The sequence below is a fragment of the Ruegeria sp. HKCCA5426 genome, from assembly GCF_013034585.1.
Classification (GTDB): Bacteria; Pseudomonadota; Alphaproteobacteria; order Rhodobacterales; family Rhodobacteraceae; genus Ruegeria.
Genome location: NZ_WQGH01000001.1, coordinates 195,694 through 221,644 on the forward strand (window position 1 = coordinate 195,694; position 25,951 = coordinate 221,644).

At 57.6% G+C, this 25,951-nt stretch carries 23 protein-coding genes and 2 tRNA genes; 12 read left to right on the forward strand and 13 right to left on the reverse strand.

The window, feature by feature from the left end; translation table 11 throughout:
- Together GOV87_RS00945 and GOV87_RS00950 are read left to right on the forward strand one after the other, a co-directional pair.
- Positions 1-693: a hypothetical protein gene (locus tag GOV87_RS00945; RefSeq protein ID WP_171210523.1), complete on the forward strand. Its 693-nt coding sequence runs from the start codon at positions 1-3 to the stop codon at positions 691-693.
- Positions 690-2,531, forward strand: a complete 1,842-nt coding sequence (locus tag GOV87_RS00950; protein ID WP_171210524.1) for a V-type ATP synthase subunit A — start codon at positions 690-692, stop codon at positions 2,529-2,531. The genes GOV87_RS00945 and GOV87_RS00950 overlap by 4 nt, the downstream gene beginning before the upstream one ends.
- 6 nt (positions 2,532-2,537) lie before the next feature.
- Here the strand turns inward: GOV87_RS00950 and GOV87_RS00955 are convergent.
- From GOV87_RS00955 to GOV87_RS00980, 6 genes are all read right to left on the reverse strand, one after another.
- Positions 2,538-2,612: transfer RNA gene (locus GOV87_RS00955), tRNA-Glu, on the reverse strand.
- Between the two features lie 22 nt (positions 2,613-2,634).
- Positions 2,635-2,709 (reverse strand) — tRNA-Glu (locus GOV87_RS00960).
- 98 nt (positions 2,710-2,807) lie between these two features.
- Positions 2,808-4,550, reverse strand: a complete 1,743-nt coding sequence (gene recJ / locus GOV87_RS00965; RefSeq protein WP_171210525.1) for a single-stranded-DNA-specific exonuclease RecJ — start codon at positions 4,548-4,550, stop codon at positions 2,808-2,810.
- 78 nt (positions 4,551-4,628) lie between these two features.
- On the reverse strand, positions 4,629-5,612 hold the full coding sequence (gene glpX, locus GOV87_RS00970; protein ID WP_171120956.1) for a class II fructose-bisphosphatase: 984 nt from the start codon (positions 5,610-5,612) through the stop codon (positions 4,629-4,631).
- A gap of 70 nt (positions 5,613-5,682) precedes the next feature.
- The gene (locus tag GOV87_RS00975; RefSeq protein WP_171120958.1) at positions 5,683-6,969 is read right to left on the reverse strand and encodes a homoserine dehydrogenase; all 1,287 of its coding nucleotides are present in this window, start codon (positions 6,967-6,969) and stop codon (positions 5,683-5,685) included.
- 114 nt (positions 6,970-7,083) lie between these two features.
- Positions 7,084-7,332, reverse strand: a complete 249-nt coding sequence (locus tag GOV87_RS00980; RefSeq protein ID WP_171122734.1) for a hypothetical protein — start codon at positions 7,330-7,332, stop codon at positions 7,084-7,086.
- Positions 7,333-7,429: 97 nt separating this feature from the next.
- Between GOV87_RS00980 and GOV87_RS00985 the strand changes: the two genes are divergently transcribed.
- A complete protein-coding gene (locus tag GOV87_RS00985) occupies positions 7,430-8,017 on the forward strand; it encodes a TetR/AcrR family transcriptional regulator (protein WP_171120961.1) in 588 nt (195 codons plus the stop codon).
- Here the strand turns inward: GOV87_RS00985 and GOV87_RS00990 are convergent, their stop codons facing one another.
- On the reverse strand, positions 8,018-8,929 hold the full coding sequence (locus GOV87_RS00990; RefSeq protein ID WP_171210526.1) for a pirin family protein: 912 nt from the start codon (positions 8,927-8,929) through the stop codon (positions 8,018-8,020). It lies immediately after the preceding gene.
- Positions 8,930-9,087: 158 nt separating this feature from the next.
- Here GOV87_RS00990 and GOV87_RS00995 point away from each other — a divergent pair, with 158 nt between their 5' ends.
- Positions 9,088-9,558 (forward strand): hypothetical protein, encoded by a 471-nt coding sequence (locus GOV87_RS00995; protein ID WP_171210527.1) that lies wholly within the window; start codon positions 9,088-9,090, stop codon positions 9,556-9,558.
- A 1-nt stretch (position 9,559) separates the two neighbouring features.
- On the opposite strand, the gene GOV87_RS01000 is transcribed toward GOV87_RS00995, so the two are convergent.
- From GOV87_RS01000 to GOV87_RS01010, 3 genes are read right to left on the reverse strand one after another with little or no spacing between them, the layout of a single operon-like run.
- Complete coding sequence (locus tag GOV87_RS01000; RefSeq protein ID WP_171122740.1) at positions 9,560-10,120, reverse strand: TadE/TadG family type IV pilus assembly protein; 561 nt, start codon at positions 10,118-10,120, stop codon at positions 9,560-9,562.
- A gap of 7 nt (positions 10,121-10,127) precedes the next feature.
- Complete coding sequence (locus tag GOV87_RS01005; RefSeq protein WP_171122742.1) at positions 10,128-10,658, reverse strand: TadE/TadG family type IV pilus assembly protein; 531 nt, start codon at positions 10,656-10,658, stop codon at positions 10,128-10,130.
- Positions 10,655-12,337: a TadE/TadG family type IV pilus assembly protein gene (locus GOV87_RS01010; RefSeq protein ID WP_171210528.1), complete on the reverse strand. Its 1,683-nt coding sequence runs from the start codon at positions 12,335-12,337 to the stop codon at positions 10,655-10,657. The genes GOV87_RS01005 and GOV87_RS01010 overlap by 4 nt, the downstream gene beginning before the upstream one ends.
- A gap of 327 nt (positions 12,338-12,664) precedes the next feature.
- Here GOV87_RS01010 and GOV87_RS01015 point away from each other — a divergent pair, with 327 nt between their 5' ends.
- The 4 genes from GOV87_RS01015 (at position 12,665) to rpoD (ending at position 18,669) form a co-directional block, all read left to right on the forward strand.
- On the forward strand, positions 12,665-14,095 hold the full coding sequence (locus GOV87_RS01015; RefSeq protein ID WP_171122746.1) for a Glu/Leu/Phe/Val dehydrogenase: 1,431 nt from the start codon (positions 12,665-12,667) through the stop codon (positions 14,093-14,095).
- 144 nt (positions 14,096-14,239) lie between these two features.
- Positions 14,240-14,536 carry a hypothetical protein gene (locus GOV87_RS01020; RefSeq protein ID WP_171210529.1) on the forward strand — a complete coding sequence of 99 codons (297 nt, stop codon included), beginning with the start codon at positions 14,240-14,242 and terminating at the stop codon, positions 14,534-14,536.
- An 80-nt stretch (positions 14,537-14,616) separates the two neighbouring features.
- Positions 14,617-16,563, forward strand: a complete 1,947-nt coding sequence (gene dnaG, locus GOV87_RS01025; RefSeq protein ID WP_171210530.1) for a DNA primase — start codon at positions 14,617-14,619, stop codon at positions 16,561-16,563.
- A gap of 114 nt (positions 16,564-16,677) precedes the next feature.
- Positions 16,678-18,669, forward strand: a complete 1,992-nt coding sequence (gene rpoD, locus GOV87_RS01030; protein WP_171210531.1) for an RNA polymerase sigma factor RpoD — start codon at positions 16,678-16,680, stop codon at positions 18,667-18,669.
- Positions 18,670-18,850: 181 nt separating this feature from the next.
- On the opposite strand, the gene GOV87_RS01035 is transcribed toward rpoD, so the two are convergent.
- Entirely contained in the window at positions 18,851-19,825 is a 975-nt protein-coding gene (locus GOV87_RS01035; RefSeq protein ID WP_254428676.1) for an AraC family transcriptional regulator, read from the reverse strand.
- A gap of 459 nt (positions 19,826-20,284) precedes the next feature.
- On the opposite strand from GOV87_RS01035, the gene GOV87_RS01040 reads away from it, so the two are divergent.
- The 4 genes from GOV87_RS01040 to ribD all read left to right on the forward strand — a co-directional run bounded on the left by GOV87_RS01040 (position 20,285) and on the right by ribD (position 22,807).
- Positions 20,285-20,686, forward strand: a complete 402-nt coding sequence (locus GOV87_RS01040; protein ID WP_171210532.1) for a hypothetical protein — start codon at positions 20,285-20,287, stop codon at positions 20,684-20,686.
- An 18-nt stretch (positions 20,687-20,704) separates the two neighbouring features.
- The gene (locus GOV87_RS01045; RefSeq protein WP_171120985.1) at positions 20,705-21,118 is read left to right on the forward strand and encodes a secondary thiamine-phosphate synthase enzyme YjbQ; all 414 of its coding nucleotides are present in this window, start codon (positions 20,705-20,707) and stop codon (positions 21,116-21,118) included.
- Positions 21,119-21,239: 121 nt separating this feature from the next.
- Positions 21,240-21,710: a transcriptional regulator NrdR gene (gene nrdR / locus GOV87_RS01050; RefSeq protein WP_171120987.1), complete on the forward strand. Its 471-nt coding sequence runs from the start codon at positions 21,240-21,242 to the stop codon at positions 21,708-21,710.
- Positions 21,710-22,807, forward strand: coding sequence for a bifunctional diaminohydroxyphosphoribosylaminopyrimidine deaminase/5-amino-6-(5-phosphoribosylamino)uracil reductase RibD (gene ribD / locus GOV87_RS01055; RefSeq protein WP_371808571.1), 1,098 nt, complete (start codon positions 21,710-21,712; stop codon positions 22,805-22,807). The genes nrdR and ribD overlap by 1 nt, the downstream gene beginning before the upstream one ends.
- Here the strand turns inward: ribD and GOV87_RS01060 are convergent.
- Entirely contained in the window at positions 22,804-24,804 is a 2,001-nt protein-coding gene (locus GOV87_RS01060) for a capsular polysaccharide biosynthesis protein (RefSeq protein WP_171210533.1), read from the reverse strand. The two genes, ribD and GOV87_RS01060, sit on opposite strands and share 4 nt — an antisense overlap.
- Positions 24,804-25,937, reverse strand: a complete 1,134-nt coding sequence (locus GOV87_RS01065) for a polysaccharide biosynthesis/export family protein (RefSeq protein WP_171122758.1) — start codon at positions 25,935-25,937, stop codon at positions 24,804-24,806. Before GOV87_RS01065 ends, GOV87_RS01060 begins: the two co-directional genes overlap by 1 nt.
- Positions 25,938-25,951 lie beyond the last annotated feature (14 nt).

Sequence of the window (25,951 nt, forward strand, 5' to 3'; positions counted from 1 at the left end):
ATGTCGGACCCGGACGCCTATATCGCGCTGATCAGCAGTTTGCCGGGCTCGGAGCGGTTGTTTGTGGCCAAGCAGCCGCCTCTGTCGCGACTGCGGCTGGATCGACGGTTGAAGGCGCTGGCACCCGAAGATGCCCGGGTTCTGCGCGTGTTGGAGCACGCCCTGAACTGGAACGATTACGACATGGATGTCACGGACGATCAAGCGATTGCGCGCTGCAGGAAGGCACTGGATAACATCCCGCAACCGACATTGAAAAAGTTGCTTATCGAACGGATGGACTTGCGCACCGTAGTTGCCGCGTTGCGACTTCGGCATCGAGGGGAACCACCGCCTGCGACGCCTTTGGGGTTTGGACGATGGAGCCGCCATATCCCTGCCCATTGGAATGACCCCGGTTTCGGGTTGGATGCGGCAATGCCTTGGATCAAAGACGCGCGTCAATTGCTGGAATCCAACGATCCACTGGGGCTGGAAAGGCTGCTTTTGTCGATTAGTCACAGGCAGTTAAAGCGCCACGTCGCACGACATCTTTTCGATTTTGAGGCCGTGGCGATCTATGTGCTGATCTGGAATATTTTTGACCGTTGGGCGCAAAGCAGCGCGCAGGAGGCGGCAACACGATTTGAAAAACTGGCGCAACAGGCCATGGCCGACGTCGCTGATATCGACTTTGAGGGAGCTTACGCATGACCGCCCCAACCCCCGCTATCCAAACAGCCACCGCCCGTGTTGTCTCGGTCCAGGAGGGGCTGGTTCAGATCGAAGCAAAACCGGACGCAGAAGGTCGCCCCGGGCAGTTGATCAAAAACGAGGTGGTGTTTATTTTGCCGACTCGCCTCGGCCCCGGAGGTCGACAGGAACGCCTGAAGGCCGAAGTTCTGCGTGTGCGTGGGAAAACAGCGGACGTACAGGTCTATGAAAGCACGGATGGCGTTGCGGTGGGCGATCCGGTGGAGCAATCGGGGCAGTTGCTGTCGGTCGAACTTGGGCCGGGATTGTTGGGTCAGGTGTTTGACGGTCTGCAGTCCCCTTTGCCGAAAGTCGCGGCTGAGTTTGGCACTTTCCTGCCGCGCGGTGCGGATGTGGCCCCGTTGGACGATCAGGCAAAGTGGTCGTTTTCACCGTCCGTCAAAGTTGGTGATAGTGTTCGATCAGGGGACAGTATCGGAACGGTGCCCGAGGGCAGGTTCGAACACAAAATCATGCTGCCGTTCAATTGGGTGGGCGACTATAAGGTTGTCTGGGTCCAGAAGGGCGCGGCTACGATCCACGATATCGTGGCGCGGCTTGAGGACGAACAGGGCGGAGAGCATACTCTGACCCTTTCACAGAAATGGCCGGTGCGACGTCCATTGCCCGAAGGGGTTCTGAAACGCGCGCTGTCCGAAAGGCTTTATCCAACCGAACCGGTCCTGACATCTCAGCGCCTGATCGACACGTTCTTTCCCATTGCCCGGGGTGGAACAGCCTGTATTCCGGGGCCGTTTGGTGCGGGCAAGACAGTGTTGCAGAACCTGATCGCGCGAAACGCCAAGGTAGACATCGTCATCGTCGTCGCCTGTGGAGAGCGCGCGGGCGAGGTGGTTGAAACCATTAGCGAATTTCCAAAGATGACTGACCCGACCTCGGGTGGTAGCCTCATGGACCGGACGATCATAATCTGCAACACGTCCTCGATGCCCGTTGCGGCGCGTGAGGCGTCGATTTTCACCGGCATCACGCTGGGCGAGTACTATCGCCAGATGGGGTACGATGTTCTGCTGATCGCCGACAGCACAAGCCGCTGGGCGCAGGCCATGCGAGAGACCTCGGGCAAGTTGGAAGAAATCCCCGGAGAGGAAGGGTTTCCGGCCTATTTGGAAAGCTCGATCAAAGGGTTGTACGAACGCGCGGGCGCATTGAAAACTAATGACGGCGCGCTGGGCAGCCTGACCCTGATTGGAACGGTCTCACCTGCCGGGGGCAACTTTGACGAACCGGTCACGCAATCGACCTTGTCGACGGTTAAATGTTTCCTCGGTCTGTCTTCCGAACGTGCCTATAAGCGGTTTTACCCTGCGGTCGATCCGATGCTCAGTTGGTCGCGCTATCTGGACCAGTTGTCCGACTGGTATGACAAGAACGCTGAGGCGGGTTGGACCAGCAAGGTTCGTGATCTTCTGGCGTTGATCGAAAAGGGCGAACAGGTCGACCAGATGATGCAGGTGACAGGCGAAGAGGGCGTCACGATCGAGGATTTCGTCACCCAGCAAAAGGCCCTGTTCGTGGACATGGTCTATCTGCAACAAGATGCGTTCGATAAAGTGGATGCGACCGTACCGCTTGATAGGCAGAAGATGACTTTCAAGCTGGTCTACGGCGTGACACAATCCACCGCCGAATTCGCCAATAAAGCCGAGGTTCGACAGGTCTTTACGCAGCTGACGGGATTGATGAAGAACTTCCACTATGCGGCTGAAAACACGCCGGAATTCAAATCGACTTGGGCTCAGATAGAAGATCTGTGTCGCGAAAAATTCGGAGTGTAAGGGAAATGGTAGCCCGTAGGGGAATCGAACCCCTCTTTCCAGGTTGAAAACCTGGCGTCCTAACCGATAGACGAACGGGCCATTTAGGCGATACAAGCAAAAGTGGTAGCCCGTAGGGGAATCGAACCCCTCTTTCCAGGTTGAAAACCTGGCGTCCTAACCGATAGACGAACGGGCCACGTTAGCTTGTGGAGCGCCTTTTACGGTTTACCTATCACCCCCGCAAGCCGAAAAATGCAGGGATGTGAAAGTTTTTTGGCGGGGCGGGGTGCTGACCTAATTGGCCTCGGCTGCATCCTCCAGCCGAAGCTGCACAGATTGCCGTCCGCCCCATGTGTTGACCTCAAGCCTGCCGGCGAAATGGAACCGCGCGCCGCCATGGTTGGACAGCTTTTCGCCCATCGGCCCGTCGAACGCTCCGAACGCGATGGCGTCCAGCCCGGCGCCTACGCCGTCGGACAGTGAAAGTTTCAGATGAGATTCGCCCACTCGTTTGGCAAAGCGCACTTGTAGATCAGGCAGGGCATACCGTGGGGCAGGGGCACTTGCCCCAAATGGACCTGCCTTTTCGATCTGTTCGATAAGGTCCACTGTGGCTGCGCCCGGCATCAATGTGCCGTCCAGTTTCAGGTCCGCCGGGCCGCTGTCGCCCGCGCCTTGTTTGGCCAGAAGTTCAGACAGCCGCGCCATGGCCGGTTCCAACTGATCGCGCATCACGGTCAGACCGGCGGCCATTTTGTGCCCGCCGCCTTTGACCAGCAGCCCCTCGGCAGCCAGTCGCTGAATCGACGCACCCAGATCAACGCCCGAGACAGAACGGCCCGAGCCTTTGCCCTCATCCCCGTCAAAGCCGATCACGATGGCAGGGCGGTTCGCGGCCTCTTTCAGGCGAGAGGCGACGATGCCGACGACGCCCGGATGCCAGCCCTCACCTGCTGCCCAGACCAAGGGTGCGTCCAGCCCGCGTACTTCGGCCTGTTCCATGGCGGCCGCGCGCACGGCGTTTTCGATATCGCGGCGCTCGGTGTTCAGTTCATCAAGCCTCTGCGACAGCGCTTCAGCCTCGTGCGGCGACTCGGTGCTAAGTAGACGCGCGCCCAGATCGGCCTGACCAATCCGCCCGCCCGCGTTTACGCGCGGGCCAAGCAGGAACCCCAAGTGATAGCTGTTGGGGGCCGAATCCATCCGTGCCACATCCGACAGGGCCACCAGACCGGGCCGCTGCCGCTGGGCCATCACCTTCAACCCCTGCCGTACCAGCGCCCGGTTCGCCCCGATCAGAGGAGCCACATCGGCAACCGTCGCCAGCGCCACCAGATCCAACAGTGAGATCAGGTCAGGCCCCGTTACCCCGGCCTCGCGCAGTTGCCTCCCCGCTTCGACCAGCATCAGGAACACTACGCCCGCCGCACAAAGATAGCCAAGATCGCCGCTTTCATCCTGCCGGTTCGGGTTCACGACTGCCGCGCAATCAGGCAGGGTCTCGCCCCCCAAATGGTGATCCAGAACGATCACATCCGCACCCTTGGCAGCCGCTATCGGTTCATGGCTGAGGGTGCCGCAATCGACGCAGATGATCAGGTCGTGACGGGCGGCCAGGTCCTGCATGGCAGGTACGTTGGGGCCGTAGCCTTCATCAATCCGGTCGGGGACATAGAGCGTTGCCTGAAGCCCCATCTGCCGCAGCCAGACCAGCAACAAAGCGGCCGAGCTGCCGCCATCCACGTCGTAATCGGCAAAGACGGCAATCCGCTGCTTGGCGCGTACCGCCGCCAGAAACCGGGTCGCGGCGGCTTCCATGTCTTTCATCGCGCGGGGATCGGGCAATAATTCTTTCAGCTTGGGGTCCAGAAATCCGGGGGCCTCCATCGCCGGAACACCACGCCGGGCCAAAACCTGACAGACCGCACGCGGCAGGCCCGCTTGTTGCACCAGCATCTCGGTCGCGCGTTCCACATCTGCCGAAGGGCCGACCCAGCGCCGCCCGGACAAAGACTGTTCAACCCCTAAAAAGCTCATGACCTGCCCCTGATATGCCAAGGCCGGACCCTCGCGGACCCGGCCTTTGTTATTGTATGGATCGACTTGCGCACGCGGTTACGCGTTGTCGTGCGACCACATTGGCGTGCGGTAGGACATGCGCCGAACCGACCCGGTTTTCGACCGCATCAGCAGGGTGGTGGTCTCAACCCAGCCTGGCTCGCGTTTGATGCGCGGCAACAGCGATCCTCCGGTCACGCCAGTCGCGGCAAAGATGACGTCCGCTGTCACCATCTCATCCCGCGCATAGACACGGTCCAGATCGGTGATACCCGCCTTGGCCGCACGTCCGCGCTCGTCATCGTTGCGGAACAGCAGGCGGCCAAAAATCTGACCACCCATGCATTTCAAGGCAGCCGCAGCCAGCACACCCTCGGGCGCGCCGCCTTGACCCATATACATGTCGATGCCGGTCACTTCGCTTTCGGCACAGTGCATCACGCCCGCAACGTCACCATCGGTGATCAGACGGATGGACGCGCCGGTCTCGCGCACCTCGGCGATCATGGCCTCGTGCCGGGGGCGCTCAAGAATACAGACGGTGATATCGGCGGGTTCACACCCCTTGGCCTTGGCCAACGCTTCAACCCGTTCACGCGGGCTCATGTCCAGGCTGACGACACCCTCGGGGAAGCCCGGGCCAACGGCAAGCTTGTCCATGTAGACGTCAGGAGCATGCAGCATCGAACCGCGCGGACCCATTGCGATTACAGTCAGCGCGTTGGGCATGTCCTTGGCGGTTAGCGTGGTGCCTTCCAGCGGGTCCAGCGCGATATCAACGCCGGGGCCGTTGCCGGTGCCAACCTCTTCACCGATATACAACATTGGTGCTTCGTCACGCTCGCCCTCACCAATGACAACGACACCTGCGATGTCCAGCAGGTTCAACTGTTCACGCATGGCGTTCACAGCAGCCTGATCCGCAGCCTTTTCGTCCCCGCGACCCACCAGAGATGCCGACGCGAGTGCGGCCTGTTCTGCCACCCGCGCTAGGCCCAGTGACAGCAGGCGGTCGTTGAAATCAATCTTGGCAGCACTCATTTTTCAGTATCCTTAACTCAGTATCGGCGTTGTTTTGGGCATAGCCTGCGTTTTGGGCAGGCCGCAAGGGTCAAACCTCTTCGATCCGCAGGGCGACAGGCTCTCCGGCAACAACGTCTGTCTCGCGGAAGCCATCCAGCGCAACGTCGAGCGTGGCACGCGTTGTTTTGTGCGTAACGATCAAAACCGGCGCGGTGCTTTCGGAATGCCCGTATTGGCGCATCCGATCGATCGACACACCTGCATCGCCCAGAATAGCGGCAACTTTAGCCAGCGCGCCGGGTTTGTCGAACAACGCAAGACGCAGATAATAGGGGGCAGGCAGGCCCGTGATCGCCGGGGCTGCATCCTGAAGCGATGTAGCTGGGCGCCCAAACGTCGGAATTTGCAGTCCGCGTGCCAGATCGCAGACATCACCCATCACAGCGCTGGCCGTGGGCCCTTCGCCTGCGCCGGGGCCGCGCAGAACAACCTGTTCCACTGCGTCGCCTTCGATCACGACCATGTTCGTTCCGCCTTCGAGCTGTCCCAAAGGTGAACCGCTGGGAACCAGACAGGGCTGCATCCGCTGTTCCAGCCCGCGCGCGGTTCGTTGTGCGACGCCCAGCAGCTTGATCCGGTATCCCATATCATCCGCCTGATGAATGTCATCGAGGCTGATTTGCTGGATGCCTTCGATCTCGATCCCGTCGAAATTCGGCTTGGTGCCAAAAGCGATTGAGGACAGCAGGGCCAGCTTGTGTGCGGCGTCGATTCCGCCGACGTCTAGATTTGGGTCGGCCTCAAGATATCCCAACTGCGCGCATTCCTCGAACAGAGCGTTATAGCCAAGTTCCTGCGACTGCATTCGCGTCAGGATATAGTTACAGGTGCCGTTCATCACCCCCATCACGCGGGTAATCTCGTTGCCTGCAAGCCCTTCGGTCAGGGACTTGATGACGGGAATACCGCCTGCGACGGCGGCTTCGAAACGAATGACGCGGCCAGCGGCCTCGGCCTTTTCCGCCAATTCCTGACCGTGGATTGCCAGCAGCGCCTTATTTGCGGTGACGACGTCCTTGCCACTTGTCAGCGCCGCTTCGACCGAGGCTTTGGCGGGACCATTCTCACCGCCCATCAATTCGACAAATACGTCGATATCATCGCGTTTGGCCAAAGCGACTGGGTCGGTTTCCCAAGCATAGTCAGACAGGTTGACGCCACGGTCCTTGCTCGCATCCCGCGCGGATACTGCCACGATTTCCACAGGGCGGCCTGTCCGCGCCTGCAACAGGTCCGCATGACGGCGCACGATCTTGACGACGCCCACGCCGACAGTTCCCAAGCCCGCAATTCCAAGCCGCAGCGCCTGTGTCATCCCGTGGGTTCCTTTCCGCTCGTAATTCTTTAATGCCGGGTTGCCCCGTTCAACGCTGCCTTAGCGGGTTCGGCGAAGGGGTGCAATGCGTGGTGAGCCGCAGCAATCACTTGGTCAGTTGATTTGTTCGCTTTGTAGCTGATCCGCCTTTTTCTGCAGCTCTTTGCGCCGTGTCTCAAGCTCTTCCTCTACCTCGGATGCCTCGCTGATCGGGTCGATCGTAGGGCCAAGGTTTTCTTGTAGGGGGATCAGTTTTGGATAGCGCGCTGATTTCAGGCTGGCTGGTTCGCTGCCTTCCAACTCAGGAAAGTCGGCACAGGCCGCACAGCAAAGGGTCAGGATCAGCAGGGGCAGGGGTTTCATACTGCTCTTTCGAATACCATTGCCCCCGTGATGCACTTTTTACCGTGGGCATTCAAGCGGGGTTCTATCTGAACATCCGTTCATATACGGTTGGGGCATGGCACGCACACAAGGTTCCCATTCCGATATTACCGGCCCCCGCATCCGAAAGGCGGCTTTGCGCCTGTTCGCGCAGCAGGGCTATGCCGCAGTTTCCATGCGCCAGATCGCGGCAGACGTCGGCGTGCAGGCTGGCGCGCTTTATAATTACACGCCGGACAAGCAGAGCCTTCTGTATCGCCTGATGAACGATCACATGCAGGATCTTCTGTCGACCTACGCAAAGCTTGAAAGGCCAGCGACCGCCCTTGAGGCGCTGCGCCAGTTTGTCGGTTTCCATATCCGGTTCCATCTTGAGCGTCCGGATGAGGTATTCATTGCCTATATGGAGCTGCGCAACCTGACCCCCGAAAATTTCGGTGAAATCGAGGCGTTACGCCGGGCTTACGAAGACTCGCTCGAACAAATCCTAAAGGATGGGCAAGAGGTAGGGGCCTTCTTGGTCGCCGACACCAAGATGGCGACCTTGGCCGTCATTGCCATGTTGAACGGCGTGATGACGTGGTATCGCGCAGGCGGACGCCTTTCGCTGGATGAAGTCGAGCAGGTCTATTGGGATATGGTCCGGCGATCCGTGACCGCCTGATCAATGCGCGGGCCGGATGAAGGTGCCGTTGCGCAATTCCCGGAATGCCTGCTCAAGCTCGGACCGTGTGTTCATGACAATCGGGCCGTGCCATGCAACTGGTTCGTCTATCGGTGCACCGGAAATCAGCAGAAATCGCACACCCTCAGGACCTGCCTGAACCGTGATCTCGTCGCCGGTTCCGAAACGAACCAAAGTTCGGTCGCCTGACATATCGCGGATATTGACCTCTTGCCCCGCGATTTCCTTTTCAAGCAGAACCCCGGTGGGTTGAGACGCATCCGCAAATGCCGCTTGCCCCTGAAAAACATAGGCAAACGCCCTGCGGTAGGTGTCGATACGAAACGTCTTTTTCACACCGGCCGGGATATGAATGTCAAGATACTGCGGATCGGCGGCGATACCGTCTACGGGACCTGTCTTTCCCCAGAATTCGCCGACGATGACGCGGACCGTCGTGCCATCGTCATCCGTGATCTCTGGGATGTCCTTGCTTTCTACATCCTGATACCGCGGAGCCGTCATTTTCTGGCCGGACGGCAAGTTTCCCCAAAGTTGAAACCCGTGCATCTGACCCGCAGCGTTCCCTTTTGGCATCTCTTGGTGAAGGATCCCCGAGCCTGCGGTCATCCATTGCACATCGCCTGCGCCCAGCGTTCCGGTATTTCCAAGAGAGTCCGAATGCTCGACTGTTCCCGACAAGACATATGTGATCGTTTCTATCCCGCGATGTGGGTGCCACGGGAAGCCAGCCTGATAATCCCGCGGGTGTTCGTTGCGAAAATCGTCAAACAGAAGAAACGGGTCAAGTTCGGACGGGTCCTGAAATCCAAAGGCACGATGCAACTTGACGCCTGCGCCCTCAATCGTCGGGACGGATTTCCTGATTTCCAAAGTGGGTCGTAGCGACATTGCGGCCTCCTGTTACTTGGTCGATCATGTAGTCTGTGCGCAATGTGCGTCAATTTGCGATTGGGCACGTGCTGTGTGCAAAAATTAGTAATAAATCCGCCTCTGTCTTTCACCGCGGAAAGCCGCTAAACCCAGTCGAAATCATGCAGGGGATGGACATGCAGCAGGAAGTTCTGGCCACAGTAAAAGCGTCGACCCCCAGGCGGTGGCTTGGGGTTGGTATGTTGGCCGTGGTCGGTGCCATGGTTCTGTACGTGGCCTTGGCCGCGCCGCCCGAACCCCATTGGCAGGTGTTCCTGATCGCTGTGGGCGCTGCTGCGTTTTGGCTGGCGTATCGCATGTGGAATGCGACCGAAGATTGGATTGAGCTGACACAGACCGAGCTGCGCACCGGAACAGGGCGCATCATTGCGCGCGTTCAGGATGTCGAGGCCGTTGACCGAGGGGTCTTTGCGTTCAAACCATCAAACGGTTTTCTTGTGCGGACAAATTCCAAGGAAAAGAACGTTTGGGCACCGGGTCTGTGGTGGCGACTTGGGCGTCGTGTCGGTATCGGAGGAATGACTGCCGCTGCAGAAACCAAGTTCATGTCCGAGATGCTGTCTGCGATGATCGCAGACAGAGCATAAATCAGACGTCAGCCGCGATCTCGTTTGTGAAACGGGGGCGGGTGAACACAAAGTTGCGGAACGTATAATCGTCAGAAATCCAACCGGACCCAAAAACAGGTTCATAGTTGTTGGCTGTTTCGACGATAATCAACGTGTCCTGATCGGGCATCGGGGGCAGGCTATCCCGCATGTCCTTGATGTTCCCGTCGGTCCAGACTTGATTGTACCCACGTTCGGTTGACCACCGGACGTAGTGGCGATCATCCACTTCATCAAAAACAATGAGCGTGACCCGCAGCTTCATTTCCGAGCCATTGTTGACCATGCGCAGCATCAACTCATACAGAGAATCCACATATGTGTCCGTAACTGTTTGAGTTTCCCGCGAGATGAGGTCGCCGATTGTATAGGCCGCCTTCAGGTTGGCCGCGCTTTGACGGAACCCGTCGAAAAAAGTAAAGGCCCCCGTCACAGTCCAGACCAGCATGGGGAATATCAAAACAGCTTCGACGGTCAGCAGACCGCTTTCGTCACGCGCGGTGCGGCTGAAGAGTTTTTTGAACTTGGACAGAAAGGACATGGGTCTATCAAGGCTCCTGAACAAATGCTGTGGTCGCGGTCAACGCGATCTGGCCAGTTTCGTCCGAAAGCGCACGACCCATCGCAGAGGTCGGGAACACCGGATCAACTTTTGCGCATGCGCGCAGGATCATCAGTTCGTTGGACTGGCCTTGTTTGAATTGACGCACGGGCTTCACTTCTTCGGAATTGTCAGTGCAATCCGGGGCAGGGGGCAGGTCGACGCCAACAAACGCGTTTTGGATGATCATCTCGAGCCGCAGGTTCTTCCCGCACTCTCTGACCATAATCGCCTTGTTGCAGATCGAGTCCTTGATCTGATCGTGGGTCAAGTTTGAGCCTGTGCCCAGGCGAATGTCCCGAACGGACTGATCGACCGCGCGCTCCAGCATCGCCTGCTGCAGGGTGACAAGCGAATACTCCACCGCGCTCAGGATGAAAAACAGGAACGCGGGGAAAATCAACACGAACTCTACCGTCACAGAGCCGGACTCTGATTTTCGGAATTTCAGGAGTTTTGCCAGGGCTTTCATGCTCATTGTGTCAGCCTCAGTTTTTTGATCGACGAAGCGATGGAGACAAAGGCGTCTCCCAGCGAAATACCTTCTGGATCATCGAATTCGTCGACTTTGTAGACATGACTGTCCGAACTCGCACAGTTCTTGATGGTCGTCAGGCCTTCGTCCGGTGCTTCGAACGCGATACCGTAAACGATCACGCCCATGTCTTTGGCAGCGCCGCAGATGTTGCTGGTGCGCGTGTTCTTGGTTGTCGCACCCACCGATGAGCGAATGTTATAGTGCCAGTTACTCTCGTGGTTGTTCTGCCAGTAATAGTTGTTCTTGGCATTCCACCAGGTCGAAGCAAGGTTGAAGAGTTCAGGATAGGTCAGGCGCACAGATGTGCCGACTTCTTCGTTCGAAGCGTTTTCGTCGGGCGGATTGCCAAACGGATGCGTTGCCGTGACATAATAGCCCGCCGCATCTGTGTGCTGCATCCAGACCCAGCGATCCGGATTGGTCGAATAGCGAACACTGTATTCACCTAACTTACCATCGCCCCGGTCGTATTCGGGGTTGAACCAGACATTCGAATTGCCGCTGCGGTAATTTGAATTCAGCATATACTGCGTCGTGTTCTTACCGTCGGTCATGACGATGATAACTTTCAGAACATCATCCTCATAGCGCAACGGACGGTCGTCGAATTTCACAGGAACCGCGCCTTCGGTCGACAAGCTTTTGATAATGCCCTTGAATTTTGGGTCCAACATTGCGGATCCCCACTTCATTCCAACGTCGATTGACGTGTTGCCTTTCGCGGTCAGGGCATCAATTCGGTTGTGAAGTACGTCGATATCGTCTGTGACGGCCGTAATTTCACTGCCGACGCGGGTTGGGCACACAGGATATCTTGGGAATTGCTCTGCGCCATTGGTGTAGCGGAACGGGTCAAAATGCGCGGTGCGCTGGAAAGCCGAAGTCGGATCCATTGACGGGTCGTCAAATTGGGTCGACGAAAAGTTCACGCAGTGCGAATAGCTGTGTTCAGAGGTGACATTGCTGAACTTGCTCAGAATATCCTCGCCCGCATTTACCTGTGTCGCGTAAGGAACAATCGACATGGAAACTTCTGTCGCGTCTTGCTTCGAAAGCATCAGCGTAACGAATTCTTTCGCGGCATCCCGCAGAACTTCGATCTTGGTTTTGCCGGCTTCGGCCGACGGGTTGTCCATCGAACCCGACATGTCGAGGACCAGCGAGATTTCGACAGCACCCACTGATTCTTCCGCAGTGCTCGCGGCGCGTGCGGTCAGTGAGTTGACCCCCGAAAAGCTCATGAAATGCGTTTTGACGACGGTTTCGGCGGTGGCCGAAACGGTTCTTGATCCCAATCCTTCAATCACGACGGGTTCGCCGACAAGTTTGCCTTCCAATCCGGCTTTTTCCAAATAGGAAGCAACAACCTCTTTCGGGGGCAGTTTCTGATCAAGGTCGGCCGCAGCCAGCACGGCGCGATCCAGCGTTGACTGCAAATTCGCGCGGTCACGCTCATAGTTCATCAAATCGACGCCCATCCCCGTTGTGGCGAAGATAACCAAGAAACCCAATAGTACGAAAATCGTGAACGTCCCGTCTTCGCGTTCAGCGAAATCGCGGACCGGTGCACTCTTTTTTCCAAATTTTCCAAATCCGCTGATAATAGCGTTCTTAATCATAGTGCTGACCTCGCTGAGCAGTGGCTTGGCCCTGCTAAGGAAAAGTTAACGCCAGAAAATTAGCTGGGAAACGTGGCGGGAATTGGGCGAAAAAACCTTAGATTAGGCCCTTTTCCTGTCGAATGGCGGATAATTCACAGAGTTCGCGCCGCTCTGTATTCTGTTTGGGGACAATTCCGGGCGATGATCGAAAAGACTGCGACTCACCGCGGTTCGGTAAAAAAGTGTGAGGTTTTTGAATTTTATTTTTGCTTAAATATTGATCGTTTACGCAAGGGGTGCGACAAAAAGTCAGAGCGTAGATCGCTCTTTGGCACGGAGGATTAAATGACGGCCACAAACGAACCCAGCTTTCGAGAGAGTGTTGATTTGATGTTCAACAGGGCGGCGTCCCTGATGGACCTCCCTCCGGGGCTAGAGGAAAAGATCCGGGTCTGTAACGCCACCTATACCGTGCGATTTGGTGTGCGGCTACGGGGCGATATTCACACGTTCACAGGGTACCGTTCTGTTCATTCAGAACATATGGAGCCGGTGAAGGGCGGTATCCGCTTTGCGTTGGCCGTAAACCAGGATGAGGTTGAAGCACTGGCGGCCCTGATGACCTATAAGTGCGCTTTGGTCGAAACACCCTTTGGCGGGTCCAAGGGGGGATTGTGCATTGATCCTCGGCAGTATGAGGAACACGAGTTGGAGCAGATCACGCGCCGGTTCGCATATGAGTTGGCCAAGCGTGATCTCATCAACCCTTCGCAGAACGTCCCGGCGCCGGATATGGGCACGGGTGAGCGTGAGATGGCGTGGATGGCGGATCAATACGCCCGTATGAACACCACCGATATCAATGCGCGCGCCTGTGTGACTGGCAAACCCCTGAACGCTGGGGGGATCGCCGGGCGGGTCGAGGCCACGGGCCGGGGTATCCAATATGCGCTGCGCGAATTTTTCCGGCATCCCGAGGACGTCCAAAAGGCAAACCTGTCCGGAAAGCTGGATGGGAAGAGCATTGTCGTACAGGGGCTGGGCAACGTGGGCTACCACGCCGCCAAGTTCCTGAGCGAGGAGGATGGCAGCCGTATTGTCGGTATCATCGAGTGGGACGGAGCACTTTATAACCCGGACGGAATTGATGTTGAATCGGTTCGGCAGTGGATCGTCAAACACGGCGGCGTAAGCGACTATCCCGATGCGACCCATTCGGCAGACGGTGCGGCGGTTCTTGAGGCCGAGTGCGACATCCTGATTCCCGCCGCCTTGGAAGGTGTCATCAACCTGACCAATGCCGATCGCATCAAAGCCCCACTGATCATCGAGGCCGCAAATGGTCCGGTGACTGCGGGCGCGGACGAGGTTCTACGCAAGAAAGGCACGGTTATCATCCCCGACATGTACGCCAATGCGGGCGGTGTGACCGTTTCTTATTTTGAGTGGGTAAAGAACCTCAGCCACATCCGGTTTGGCCGAATGCAGCGCCGGCAGGAAGAAGCCCGCCACGAGCTGATTGTAAGTGAGCTTGAGCGGTTGGATCGCTATCTGGGGGATGCCTGGTCGATGTCACCGGACTTTAAGTCCAAGTATTTGAAGGGCGCCGACGAATTGGAGCTTGTACGCTCGGGCCTGGATGACACGATGCGTATCGCCTACCAGTCCATGCGTGAAGTCTGGCACAACCGCGACGATGTCGAGGATCTGCGGACAGCAGCCTATATCGTGGCCGTGGACCGTGTGGCGAAAAGTTATCGCGCCAAAGGTCTCTGACGCATATGAAATCCGGGCGGTCGATTAAATGTTCGGCCGCCCTTATGTTTTCGGAAAGTACTCCGGGCAGGTGCAAATGGGCAATGGCGGGGATGCCCAGTGGCGGGTAAGCTGCCCAGAAGGAATCAAATCCGGGAGACAACCGTGTTGCGAATAGCAATGATTGCCTTTCTTGCGGCCACGCCTTTGGCTGCGCAGGAAGCCAAGAAACAAGACTGCCAATATCAGGCCGACGTCGTCGAAGCGATTCAGAAAGCGCGGCTTGATAAGGTGAAAGAGCGGGACGTGCCGGATGCCGTTGCTGCATCAGCCCCGACTTGGCCGGACAATTACAATGCCGCAATTCCGCTGATCACACCGTGGGTCTATGAGCAAAAGATGCGCGATATCCGGAAAAAGGACCTTGCTGCCGCATGGCTGGAGCTGTGTTTGCAGCAATAATCCACAAGTTCAGTAATTCGCTGTGGACAAACGCGCGTCATCCCCTTGGCGCGCGTTTTCATTTCTGTCAGGTTTGACCCATGTCGTTGCCCCCCGGATTTCTTGATGAACTGCGCACGCGCCTTAGCCTGTCTCAGGTCGTTGGGCGCAAGGTCATGTGGGATCAACGCAAGTCCAATCAGGGCAAGGGTGACATGTGGGCGCCTTGCCCGTTTCACCTTGAAAAGACGGCCTCGTTCCATGTGGATGATCAAAAGGGGTTCTATTACTGCTTTGGTTGTCACGCCAAAGGCGACGCGATCAGCTTTGTGAAAGACACCGAGAATGTCTCGTTCATCGAAGCGGTTGAGATTCTGGCACGCGAGGCCGGGATGCCGATGCCACAGCGTGACCCCAAGGCGCAGGAAAAGCAGGACCGCCGTGCCCAACTGGCCGAGGTGATGGAGCAGGCTGTGCAGTTCTTCCGCCTGCAGCTTAAGACCGGTGCAGGGAGTGCTGCGCGCGACTATCTGACCGGCAGGGGGCTAGATGCGCAGGCGTTGGACCGGTGGGAGATCGGCTTTGCCCCCGATGGATGGCAGGCGTTGTGGGACCATTTGACGGGTAAGAACGTCACCGAGGACTTGATCCTTGGGGCAGGTCTGGCGAAGCCGTCGAACAAGGGCAAAAAACCTTACGACACGTTCCGAAATCGGATTATGTACCCGATCCGCGACCCGCGCGGGCGCTGCATCGCTTTTGGCGGCCGGGCGATGGACCCAAATGACAACGCCAAGTACCTGAACTCGCCCGAGACTGAGCTGTTCGACAAGGGGCGCAATCTCTATAACCACGGTCCCGCGCGGCAGACTGCGGGTAAGGGGCAACCTCTGATCGTTGCCGAAGGGTATATGGACGTGATTGCGCTGGCCGAGGCTGGGTTCGGCGCGTCCGTTGCGCCTTTGGGCACGGCGATTACCGAACATCAGTTGCAATTGCTGTGGCGGATATCGGACGAGCCGATCATTGCACTGGATGGCGATACAGCCGGTCTGCGCGCCGCGATGCGCGCGGTTGATCTGGCGCTGCCGTTGCTTGAGGCTGGCAAATCCCTGCGCTTTGCCCTGATGCCCGAGGGCAAAGATCCTGATGACTTGCTGCGTGCCGAAGGGCCGGGGGCTGTGCAATCGGTGTTGGAGGGCGCAATCCCCATGGTCAAACTGCTGTGGCAGCGCGAAACCGAGGGTAAAGTGTTCGACAGCCCCGAGCGCAAGGCTGCGCTGGACAAGGTGCTGCGCGACAAGATCAAGCTGATCCGCGACCCGTCGATCCGGTCGCATTACGGGCAGGAAATCAAGGATTTGCGCTGGCAGCTATTCCGCCCACAGCGCCAGTCGCAGAATCGCCCTTGGCAACCGCGCGGCAAGTGGCAGCCCAAACCGGCGGCGACACCGGGTGCGCGCGCTTCGTTCCTTGCTTCGTCAGAGGGCGCGGAAATCCAACTGCGCGAAGGTGCGATCTTGGCGATCGCGGCGCTGAACCCGCAGGTCGTGGTGCAGTTTGAACATCAATTGGAAGAGATGGAGTGTCGTGACCCTGATCATGCCGCCCTGCGCGGCGCGATCTTGCGCCATGCTATTGATGATCCCGAAAACCTGAAAGACCACATTGCCGAAACTTTGGGGCCGGACGCCCTTGAAAACCTCCTGCGCCTTCGCCATGTCGCAGTGATCCCCTGTGTGTTCAAACCGGGCGACGTTGAAAAGGCCGAGATGACACTGGCCGAGGAACTCGCAAAAATCAAAGCTCTCAGGGGGTTGGACGCAGAGATTGCCGAAGCCGAGGAGGAACTGTCTGAACTGCCGGATGAGGCGCTGACATATCGGCTGGCTCAGGCCGCCGAAGAGCGAAACCGCACAAGCCGCAGTCAGAACGAAGACAGGGCGATTTTCGACGTGGCCGACAATGGCGCGCGAATCAACCGCGACGAGAAAGACGCGTTCGAGGCAATCATGTCCGGAATCAATTTTGAGCGAAAACGCCGGTAAAGTGGTGTTTTCGTAAGGCACTGGAAAAGAAAAACGGGTAAACGGGTGGCCGAATCACTTCTACGCGCTAATGATTCGGCTCAGACGAATCACCCATCCCTGCAGGAGCATTGAATGGCCGCCAAGGATACCAACGAAGACCGCAAATCCGACGAGCAGGAACAGGAAATCTCGCTGGACATGAGCCAGGCCCAGGTCAAGAAGATGATCGCCGAGGCCCGCGAGAAAGGTTACATCACCTACGACCAGCTTAATCAGGTGCTGCCGCCGGATCAGGTCAGTTCGGAACAGATCGAGGACGTGATGTCGATGCTGTCCGAGATGGGCATCAACATCATCGAGGATGAAGAGGCCGAAGAAGAAGAAAACAAAGGCTCGACCGAACTCACCACGACCGAAAGCAACCGCGAAGTTGCCCTGTCAGGGGCAGCAACCGAGAAGCTGGACCGCACCGACGATCCGGTGCGCATGTACCTTCGCGAGATGGGCTCGGTTGAACTGCTGAGCCGCGAGGGTGAGATCGCCATCGCCAAGCGGATCGAGGCCGGCCGCAACACCATGATCGCCGGCCTGTGCGAAAGTCCTCTGACCTTCCAGGCGATCACCATCTGGCATGACGAATTGCTGTCCGAAGACATTCTGCTGCGCGACGTCATTGATCTGGAGGCCACCTTCGGCAACCAGATGGACGAAGACGGCGATGTCGAAGAACCGGTGGTCGATACCTCGAACGTGCAGGCTGCCAAGCCCGCGAAAGAGAATACCGGCCCCGAACTGGATGCCGACGGCAACCCGCTGAACAATGACGATGATGATGACGACGACGATCAGGCCAACATGTCGCTGGCCGCGATGGAAGCCGCGTTGAAAGAACAGGTTCTGACGACACTGGAGCGGATCTCGACCGACTTCTCGATGCTGTCTGAAATGCAGGACAGCCGGATTTCGGCCACCCTGAACGAAGACGGTTCGTTCAGCGAAAAGGACGAAGAAACCTATCAGAAACTGCGGGCCGAGATTGTTGAGCTGGTGAATGGTCTTCACCTGCATAACAACCGGATCGAAGCTCTGATCGACCAGCTATATGGTATCAACCGTCGGGTCATGTCTCTGGACAGCGCGATGGTGAAACTGGCGGATCAGGCGCGGATCAACCGTCGGGAATTCATCGACGCCTATCGTGGCCGCGAGCTGGACCCGAACTGGCTGTCGGATATGGCCGAAAAACCGGGTCGGGGCTGGCAGATGTTCATCGAACGCTCGACCGCCAAGGTTGAAGAACTGCGCAATGATATGGCTCAGGTCGGGCAATACGTTGGTCTGGATATCCCGGAATTCCGCCGCATCGTGCAGCAGGTTCAGAAGGGCGAGAAAGAGGCGCGGCAGGCCAAGAAGGAAATGGTCGAAGCCAACCTGCGTCTGGTGATCTCGATTGCCAAAAAGTACACGAACCGCGGCCTGCAATTCCTTGATCTTATTCAGGAAGGTAACATCGGCCTGATGAAGGCGGTGGATAAGTTTGAATACCGTCGCGGCTATAAATTCTCGACCTATGCGACCTGGTGGATTCGTCAGGCGATCACGCGGAGCATCGCGGATCAGGCGCGCACCATCCGTATTCCGGTGCACATGATCGAAACGATCAACAAGCTGGTTCGGACCGGCCGCCAGATGCTGCACGAAATCGGCCGCGAGCCGACGCCGGAAGAATTGGCGGAAAAGCTGCAGATGCCGCTGGAGAAGGTTCGCAAGGTGATGAAAATCGCCAAAGAGCCGATCTCTCTGGAAACGCCGATTGGCGACGAGGAAGACAGCCAGCTGGGCGATTTCATCGAGGACAAGAATGCCGTGCTGCCGCTGGACAGCGCCATTCAGGAAAACCTCAAGGAAACCACAACGCGCGTTCTGGCCTCGCTCACGCCGCGTGAGGAACGGGTTCTACGGATGCGTTTTGGCATCGGCATGAATACCGATCACACGCTGGAAGAGGTGGGCCAGCAGTTCAGCGTGACCCGCGAACGTATCCGTCAGATCGAAGCGAAAGCCCTGCGGAAACTGAAACATCCCAGCCGATCGCGTAAACTGCGGTCGTTCCTGGACCAGTGATCAAAAAAGGCGCCTGACATCAGGCGCCTTTTTCTTTGGGCATCCGCCATAAACACGAAGTCTTGTTCAAACCTCAAATTGGCGAGAACTCACAAGTCATAGGGGCGCGGGGTTTCTATATCGCGCTTGTCCACTCTTGGGACGGGCCGGGGCGAGGCGTTTGCGCCAATGACCCCCGGTCTCAGGCTTTGGTCGACACATCCAGCCTGCTTCGAAACGCACTGGGGGCTTGCCCTGTCCATCTTTTGAATGCGGTCGAAAACGCAGGTTGATCGGCATACCCCAACGAGAACGCAATCTCGGACAGAGGCATTCCGTTGGTGATAAAGGTCTGGGCCAAATCACATCTCAAGTCCTCGACGATTTCGCGATAGCTTGTGCCTTCTTCCTTGAGCCTACGGGCAAAGGTCCGGGTACTTAGCCCCAAATTTGCGGCGGCGTCTTCGGATTGAATGATCGCGCCGGGCAATGAGCGGGTGATCAGCCCTTCGACCTGAGCGCGCAGCTTTTGTTTCGGTTGCCGCTTTTCGGCGATGACACGGTCACCATATTCCAGCAGATGTTCGCGCAGTTTTGGGTCGTAGGTTGGAACCGGAAGATCCAGCGAAGACAGAGCCAGAACGATTTCCACCCTCTCAGCCCCAAACAACACGGGAAAACCCGCCAACCTTTGGTATTTGTTTCTGCTGCTCCCAACTTCGTGCTGAAAGCGAATTTCAATAGGAAAGAAGTTTGATTGCGTCAGGTCCCGCAGGCGGGCAAGACCCGCGAACAAAAGAAACTCGGTTCGCCGATGATAACGGGCATAACTTGCATCTTTCCATTCAGCCTCAATCGCGGCGAAATTTCCTGCAACCCTCAGGCTGAACATTAGGGCAGGGTCAATGAGACCGTGAAACCGGGACGCGTTTTCCAGTACCTGCTTCAGATCGCGGGAGTATTTACTTATATATGCCGTCAGGCTTGATGACGATTTGAACTGTAGGCCGGCCCTGGCCGCAAATGTAGCGTCAGCCAGCACATCGCAGGCGAACCGCACAAAAAGCGCCTCTTTTTGGGCGCTATAGGTTGCTGATGTCTGGTCGTCGCGAGTTAGGCCACTTTTTTCCAGAACCTGATCCACAATAGCCGGATCGTTCGCTTGATCTTCAAGCATTCTGGTCAACAATTGAAGGCGAGCAATATCAACGTCCATAATGTGATTTTAGCGCATACATTGTGATTTCCACCAGTTTACCTGCTGGGGTTCTCGTGTGAACTGTCTTTCAACTGACTGTAAATCGTAAAAGGTTGGCAGGATTCAGCAAGACCTGTGTTGGCGATCCATCTAATAACCGCGCGTTGTCGGGTCCGTACCTTTATGGGGATGAAGGTCAGAGCCCAGCCAAATTGTCGCGCAGACGACCAGAGGCTCCCCGACACGTGACCTGCCAATTATCCAGTGTACTTTGGCGCTTTCGGGGCGAAGCCCTGTAAAGAACGCGTGCAACTTGATACCATTCTAACGCGCGCTCACGTGAATTTTGGGCGCGCCTGAATTGATTGTGAACCGGTCTTGCTCGCTATGAATGTACACTATTTCAAAATTCACCTCGTAACAGGAAAGAGTATGATTATGAAAAAGTTTATCACCACTGCAGTGACCGCTGCGGTCTTGCTGAGTACACCAGCTTCTGCCTCAGCGGCGCGGAACGGATTTCAGACAGTTGCGCTGAACAACTCGGTTTTTGAAGTGATCCCGCGCTCACGCAGGGATGTTGATGGATATTGGTGCGCGGCTGCGGATTTTGCGCGTCGAACTCTGGGCGCTGGCTGGCAGGATCGCATCTATGTCGTGCGTGGCTATGGGCCCAGCGAGGCAACGGGCCGCCGTACAGCCGTCCAGTTCTCGACCCAACCGCCTGCGGGTGGGGTGCCCAAGCAAGGCAGTTTCATAACTTCGGGTTTCAACCCCGGCGAAAGCATGTCAGTTCAGGGTGCCAATGGGCGTTGTAATGTCCGTCCTTTCTTGAACTGAGGTTAAGTGAACCACTAAATGCAGACCGAGTTTATTATTTCGACGAAAGGGCCGGGGTTGTATGAATTCACCTTGGACCTGCGCAACTGGCTTAGCTCGGTCTCAGGTGACGGTTTGCTTACATTGTTTGTGCGGCACACGTCTTGTTCGCTTGTGATACAGGAAAACGCAGACCCCGAGGTTCAGACGGACCTAAAAGCCTTCTTTGAAAGGCTTGTACCGCCATCAGATCATCCGTCGATGTCCTACCTGCGTCATACCTACGAAGGGCCCGACGATATGCCCGCGCACATCAAGGCTGCTCTTTTACCGGTTTCCCTCAGCATTCCGGTAACGAACGGGCAGCCGATGCTGGGAACGTGGCAGGGCGTTTACCTGTTTGAGCATCGTGCGATGGCACACAATAGAAGGGTCGCTGCGCATTTTGCCTGAACCCTTTATCTTGCGGTGATAAATTCCGACTACCCAAACCCTAGCGGCTGCCCTATAGTTGTGGATAAGTAAGCCGTAGCGCTTACAAAAAGAGGTGGACAAAGGGACGAGGAGACGGCGGATGCGCTGCCCGTTTTGCGGAAATATCGACACTCAGGTCAAAGATTCACGTCCGGCTGAGGATCACGTTGCGATCCGCAGACGTCGCTTCTGCCCGGCGTGTGGCGGACGGTTCACGACGTATGAGCGTGTACAGTTGCGCGACTTGGTTGTAATCAAGACCAACGGCAAGCGCGAAGATTTCGATCGTGACAAGCTGGAACGTTCGATCCGCATTTCGATGCAGAAACGCCCGATTGAGCCGGATCGCATTGACCAGATGATCTCTGGCATTGTGCGCCGTCTGGAAAGCATGGGTGAAACCGATATCCCCTCTAGCAAGATCGGCGAGATCGTGATGGAGGCTCTGGCGCGGATTGATACGGTGGCTTATGTTCGCTTTGCCAGCGTGTACAAGAATTTCCAGGCGGCCGATGACTTTGAGGAGTTCGTCCACGAATTGCGACCGCCGCAGCCTTCGTCAGACGAGTGATCGAAACAGATAAGCGATATATGGCGTTGGCCCTGTCCTTGGGTCAGCGCGGTCAAGGAACGTGTTGGCCAAACCCGGCTGTTGGTTGCGTTGTCGTGCGCGACGGTCGGATCGTTGGACGTGGCTGGACGCAACCGGGCGGACGGCCCCACGCCGAAACCGAAGCTCTGAGTCAAGCCGGAGATGCAGCGCGCGGAGCGACAGCATATGTGTCTCTGGAGCCATGTTCTCATCACGGAAAGACGCCGCCCTGCGCCGAAGCTCTGATCGCGGCGGGTGTTTCACGCGTTGTCTCCGCGATCGAGGACAGCGATCCGCGCGTGGCCGGGCAGGGCTTTGCGATGCTTCGTGATGCGGGAATTGAGGTGACGACCGGGGTTCTTGCCGATCAAGCGGCGCGGGATCATGCGGGGTTCTTTTTGAAAACCGAACAGGGGCGGCCTTTTGTGACGCTCAAACTGGCCAGCAGTTTTGATGGCCGGATCGCGACCTCAAGCGGTCACAGCCAGTGGATAACCGGCCCCAAGGCAAGACGTGTGGTTCATGCGATGCGCGCCCGGCATGATGCGGTGATGGTCGGGGCAGGAACCGCGCGGGCAGATGACCCGTCGCTGAATGTCCGCGATCTTGGAATAGGCAACCAGCCTGTCAGGGTCGTTGTCTCGCGCCATCTGGACATTCCGCTGATCGGTCAACTTGCCAGAACCGCCGCTCAAATCCCGCTGTGGCTGTGCCACGGCCCGTCGCCGGACCCCGAACGTGCACGTGCGTGGGAAGGGCTTGGCGCGACGCTGATCCCTTGCGCGTTGAATGATCACCAGATTGATGCCACGGACCTTTTGCAGCAGTTGGGGCAGGCCGGTCTGACCCGTGTCTTCTGCGAAGGAGGGTCTGCGCTTGCGGCGTCACTACTTGCCGAAGACCTTGTCGATGAGTTGGTCGGATTCAGTGCTGGCCTGACAATCGGTGCAGAAGGCTTGTCGGCAATTGGTTCACTGGGGCTAGAGACTTTGGACACCGCACCTCGGTTCGAATTGTTGGAGGTGCGGGCCGTTGGGCCGGATGTGCTGCACCGATGGACGCGATCTTTCCGCTAACCTCTGCGCCAGAAATGCGCGTGCGTGGCAAAAACGCCCTGTAGTTTGGACAGCAGTCGAACAGACGCGCCACCTGTCGCCCCATAACCGTCCACCAAACGTTGTAGGGCGACTTCAACGGGGCAGGGTTGGCCAGTTACGGGGTCCAGATAGCGTGGATAGTCAATCAAAGACGCGTGCACCAAACCCAACAATGATGGGCGCGCTCCGCGTCTTGCAGGAACGGACCCCAGATCTTCGGTCAGTCCCCAACCGGCATAGAAAGGCCCGCCAAGCGTCGTAACGCTGACACTGCGCAAAAGTGCCTCAAATCCCAGCAGCGACGTCATGGTCCAGACTTCTTGCACTTGGGTAAGCAACAGTGCGGGGTCTGAGTTCACTGCAACGACGTCAGCAAGACCTGCCGTGTCAATCTCGCCTTCGCGCAGTTTAGCTTCGACATCCGGGTGAGGCTTGTAGATGATGACGGCGTCTGGGTTCGCCTCGCGCGTCGTTCGCAATAGTTCAAGATTTGTCCGCACGTTGTTGGTGCCCAAAAGGATTGACGCATCATCCTCTACCTGACCGGGGACGAGTATCCGGTGACCCTCGGGCAGTTTCGGGCATGACCCACCCGTATTGTACTTGCTGAGGTTCGCAGACACGATGCGCGAGATAAGCTTTTCAGCTCGGATTTGCTGATCGGGACGCAGGGTTTCCCGCCGGGCGATCATCTCCTCAAGCTGGCTCGGACGGGTAGGGTCGTAGTAGATTCCGATGTCGTCGGTTGCCAGAGACAGGGGTGGCACAAGACGCGCGCCAAGCCCTCGGGACCGGAGAAATCCATCTTCGACCCGCGTGACATGCCCGGCATCGCGTGCGTGATTGCCCCACACCATGTGCGGCCGGTCCGGATTTTCAGGAATCTCGGTCGTGAACCGCATTTTCTTTTCGCGCCCGAACATCTGTTGCAGGTGTTTGCGCTTCCACAGCCGCATACCCGAGGCTGTCCAACCTTGGTGATCCTGCCGCCAGGCGCACGTTTGCGCCTCAAGAATGTCGAGAACCGTTTCCAACTCGCACAATTGATCCTGAAACGGATCATACCACTTTGGGTACAGAACCATCGCAGCCGCAAACAACTGCGCGCGGGTCAAGGTGCGCTGCCTGCGGGGAAAAAAATGTTCGTCCTGCGTCAATCCCCAACCGGCATAGAACGGCTCGCCAAAAATGCGGGGTTTGTGCCCGGCGAGGATGGCTTCGAACCCCAACTGGGACGACAGGGTATAAACGCCGACGGCACCTTCCAGCAGCGTCCAGGGGCTGAGTGGTGCGTCAAAGAGTGTGACCCGGTCGGACAAGTCCTGTTCAGAATAATACCCGGCGCGATGCCCTTCGATCGTTTCAGGGTGGGCCTTAATCAAAACGCGTGCGCCCGGGTTCTCTTCCTGCGCCATGACAAGCATCTCACGGAACCGGGCAGCGTCGCCTTTGCTGGCGGTGACGGACGCGTCGTCGCGCGCCTGATCCACGACCAAAACATATCCAGGGTCGGGTGGCGAAAGGGCCGTATCAAACGCGGAATACTTGCTGATGTTGAGCTCTTTCATACGGGCGATCCCGCCGCGCGCCCTGTTCAGCAGGGCGGTATCGTCCAGCGGGTGCGTGCTCAGAAGCGTTTCAATATCCGACGGTTGGGCCGGATCGAAGTGCAACCCGGTTTGATCCAACAGCAGGCCCAGCGGCGCCTCGCCACTTCGCCCAGGATGCAGCGATCGTATAAAGGCATCCTCGACCCTGAGAAGGGGCGCGTTATGCTTCTCGGCTATGTTTAGGCCGCGATGGGCCGTTGGGCTGTTGCCCCAAATGCCGACAACATCGCCGTCCTTGGGAAGGCCTAGTCGGATGTCATACCTGGCAAGCGTCAGAATTCGGCGTATACGTCGCCCGGTCAGAAAACCGCCATTGTACACAAACAATCGGGTGCGATCCGCCCCGGCCGACGCTTGGGAATACATCAGCCGCCCGTAAGCGTGGCGACGTTCGCGAAGGGTGTCAGCCCGCCCGCGATAAGGGAAATTGACTTACTCCACTGGGAGTAGGGCGCCTCGGTCACATAGATCGTGTCGTCGTCGCGAATGACAAAGTCTCTGGCCACGAAAAGCCCGTTCGGGGCAGTCAGGTTCAGCAGGTAGATCATACGTTGATCCCCTTGCAAATCCGCTCGCCCCATAACTGTGCGTGCGATGTCCTGCCGCTCTCGCCGCAGAACGAAAATGCCTGTTGGGTCCGAAGACAAGGACTGCAAGCCGCCAACCTGAGCAAGCGCTTCAAGCGCGGACAGGTCCTGACTGTCAAAGGCAACACGCGACTGTCCTCCAGTGGCACCCAATGCGATATAAGACCGCGCGTCAGCCTCAACCAGAATACGGTCGCCGCCGCGCAAGGCCACATCCATCCGAGGGTTGCTAAACAGGTCCTCGTACCACACCGTGCCCCGTTCGTTGCCGCGAATAAGCGTCACCAGTGCAATATCCGACCCGACAGCAACACCACCAGCTTGGGACAGCATGCCCGTCAGGGTGCGCGTCGGGCGTTCAATCGGATAGATACCCGGTGCCCCGATGGTACCTGTGAGCGAGACGGTTGATCCGTCACCGGCAATACGACGGACTTCGACCTGTGGATCGGGCGTTTGATCCTTGAGCTCTTGGGTGATCTGCATGCGCAACTGTTCCGGGGTGTTCCCGGCTGCACGGACGCGCCCCGCGTAGGGCACAAAGATAAACCCGTCGCTGTCTACCTGAACCTCGTTCAACGCAGTTGCGGCCCCGGTTGGCCCCGTCAACAGGCCGTCATCGACGTTTTCCCATACGGTCAGTCCCAACACGTCACCCGGTCGCACTGTGTCGGCGGCCAAGCTCTGCGCGCTTTGAAACGAGGCGGGAAAGCCAAATTGTGGAATCGCGGACGTGGCCTGCGCGACACGATCATCGACTTCTACAACGAAGGCGTTGCCACCGTTTTCGACGGACCCGGCCAGAATCTGGTTCTTGCTGGGGCCGGACTTTGGAAGTTGACACGCCGCCAGAAGGCCAAGCGCGGCCACAAGGGAAACCCCCCGTATCCATTGGATTGGAAAGCTCTGCACTGCCGAATATCCTC

Coding starts and splice junctions, on each gene's coding strand:
- GOV87_RS00945 (WP_171210523.1), top strand. CDS start 1: ATGTCGGACCCGGACGCCTATATCGCGCTGATCAGCAGTTTGCCGGGC.
- GOV87_RS00950 (WP_171210524.1), top strand. CDS start 690: ATGACCGCCCCAACCCCCGCTATCCAAACAGCCACCGCCCGTGTTGTC.
- recJ (WP_171210525.1), bottom strand. CDS start 4,550: ATGAGCTTTTTAGGGGTTGAACAGTCTTTGTCCGGGCGGCGCTGGGTC.
- glpX (WP_171120956.1), bottom strand. CDS start 5,612: ATGAGTGCTGCCAAGATTGATTTCAACGACCGCCTGCTGTCACTGGGC.
- GOV87_RS00975 (WP_171120958.1), bottom strand. CDS start 6,969: ATGACACAGGCGCTGCGGCTTGGAATTGCGGGCTTGGGAACTGTCGGC.
- GOV87_RS00980 (WP_171122734.1), bottom strand. CDS start 7,332: ATGAAACCCCTGCCCCTGCTGATCCTGACCCTTTGCTGTGCGGCCTGT.
- GOV87_RS00985 (WP_171120961.1), top strand. CDS start 7,430: ATGGCACGCACACAAGGTTCCCATTCCGATATTACCGGCCCCCGCATC.
- GOV87_RS00990 (WP_171210526.1), bottom strand. CDS start 8,929: ATGTCGCTACGACCCACTTTGGAAATCAGGAAATCCGTCCCGACGATT.
- GOV87_RS00995 (WP_171210527.1), top strand. CDS start 9,088: ATGCAGCAGGAAGTTCTGGCCACAGTAAAAGCGTCGACCCCCAGGCGG.
- GOV87_RS01000 (WP_171122740.1), bottom strand. CDS start 10,120: ATGTCCTTTCTGTCCAAGTTCAAAAAACTCTTCAGCCGCACCGCGCGT.
- GOV87_RS01005 (WP_171122742.1), bottom strand. CDS start 10,658: ATGAGCATGAAAGCCCTGGCAAAACTCCTGAAATTCCGAAAATCAGAG.
- GOV87_RS01010 (WP_171210528.1), bottom strand. CDS start 12,337: ATGATTAAGAACGCTATTATCAGCGGATTTGGAAAATTTGGAAAAAAG.
- GOV87_RS01015 (WP_171122746.1), top strand. CDS start 12,665: ATGACGGCCACAAACGAACCCAGCTTTCGAGAGAGTGTTGATTTGATG.
- dnaG (WP_171210530.1), top strand. CDS start 14,617: ATGTCGTTGCCCCCCGGATTTCTTGATGAACTGCGCACGCGCCTTAGC.
- rpoD (WP_171210531.1), top strand. CDS start 16,678: ATGGCCGCCAAGGATACCAACGAAGACCGCAAATCCGACGAGCAGGAA.
- GOV87_RS01035 (WP_254428676.1), bottom strand. CDS start 19,825: ATGCTTGAAGATCAAGCGAACGATCCGGCTATTGTGGATCAGGTTCTG.
- GOV87_RS01040 (WP_171210532.1), top strand. CDS start 20,285: ATGAAAAAGTTTATCACCACTGCAGTGACCGCTGCGGTCTTGCTGAGT.
- GOV87_RS01045 (WP_171120985.1), top strand. CDS start 20,705: ATGCAGACCGAGTTTATTATTTCGACGAAAGGGCCGGGGTTGTATGAA.
- nrdR (WP_171120987.1), top strand. CDS start 21,240: ATGCGCTGCCCGTTTTGCGGAAATATCGACACTCAGGTCAAAGATTCA.
- GOV87_RS01060 (WP_171210533.1), bottom strand. CDS start 24,804: ATGTATTCCCAAGCGTCGGCCGGGGCGGATCGCACCCGATTGTTTGTG.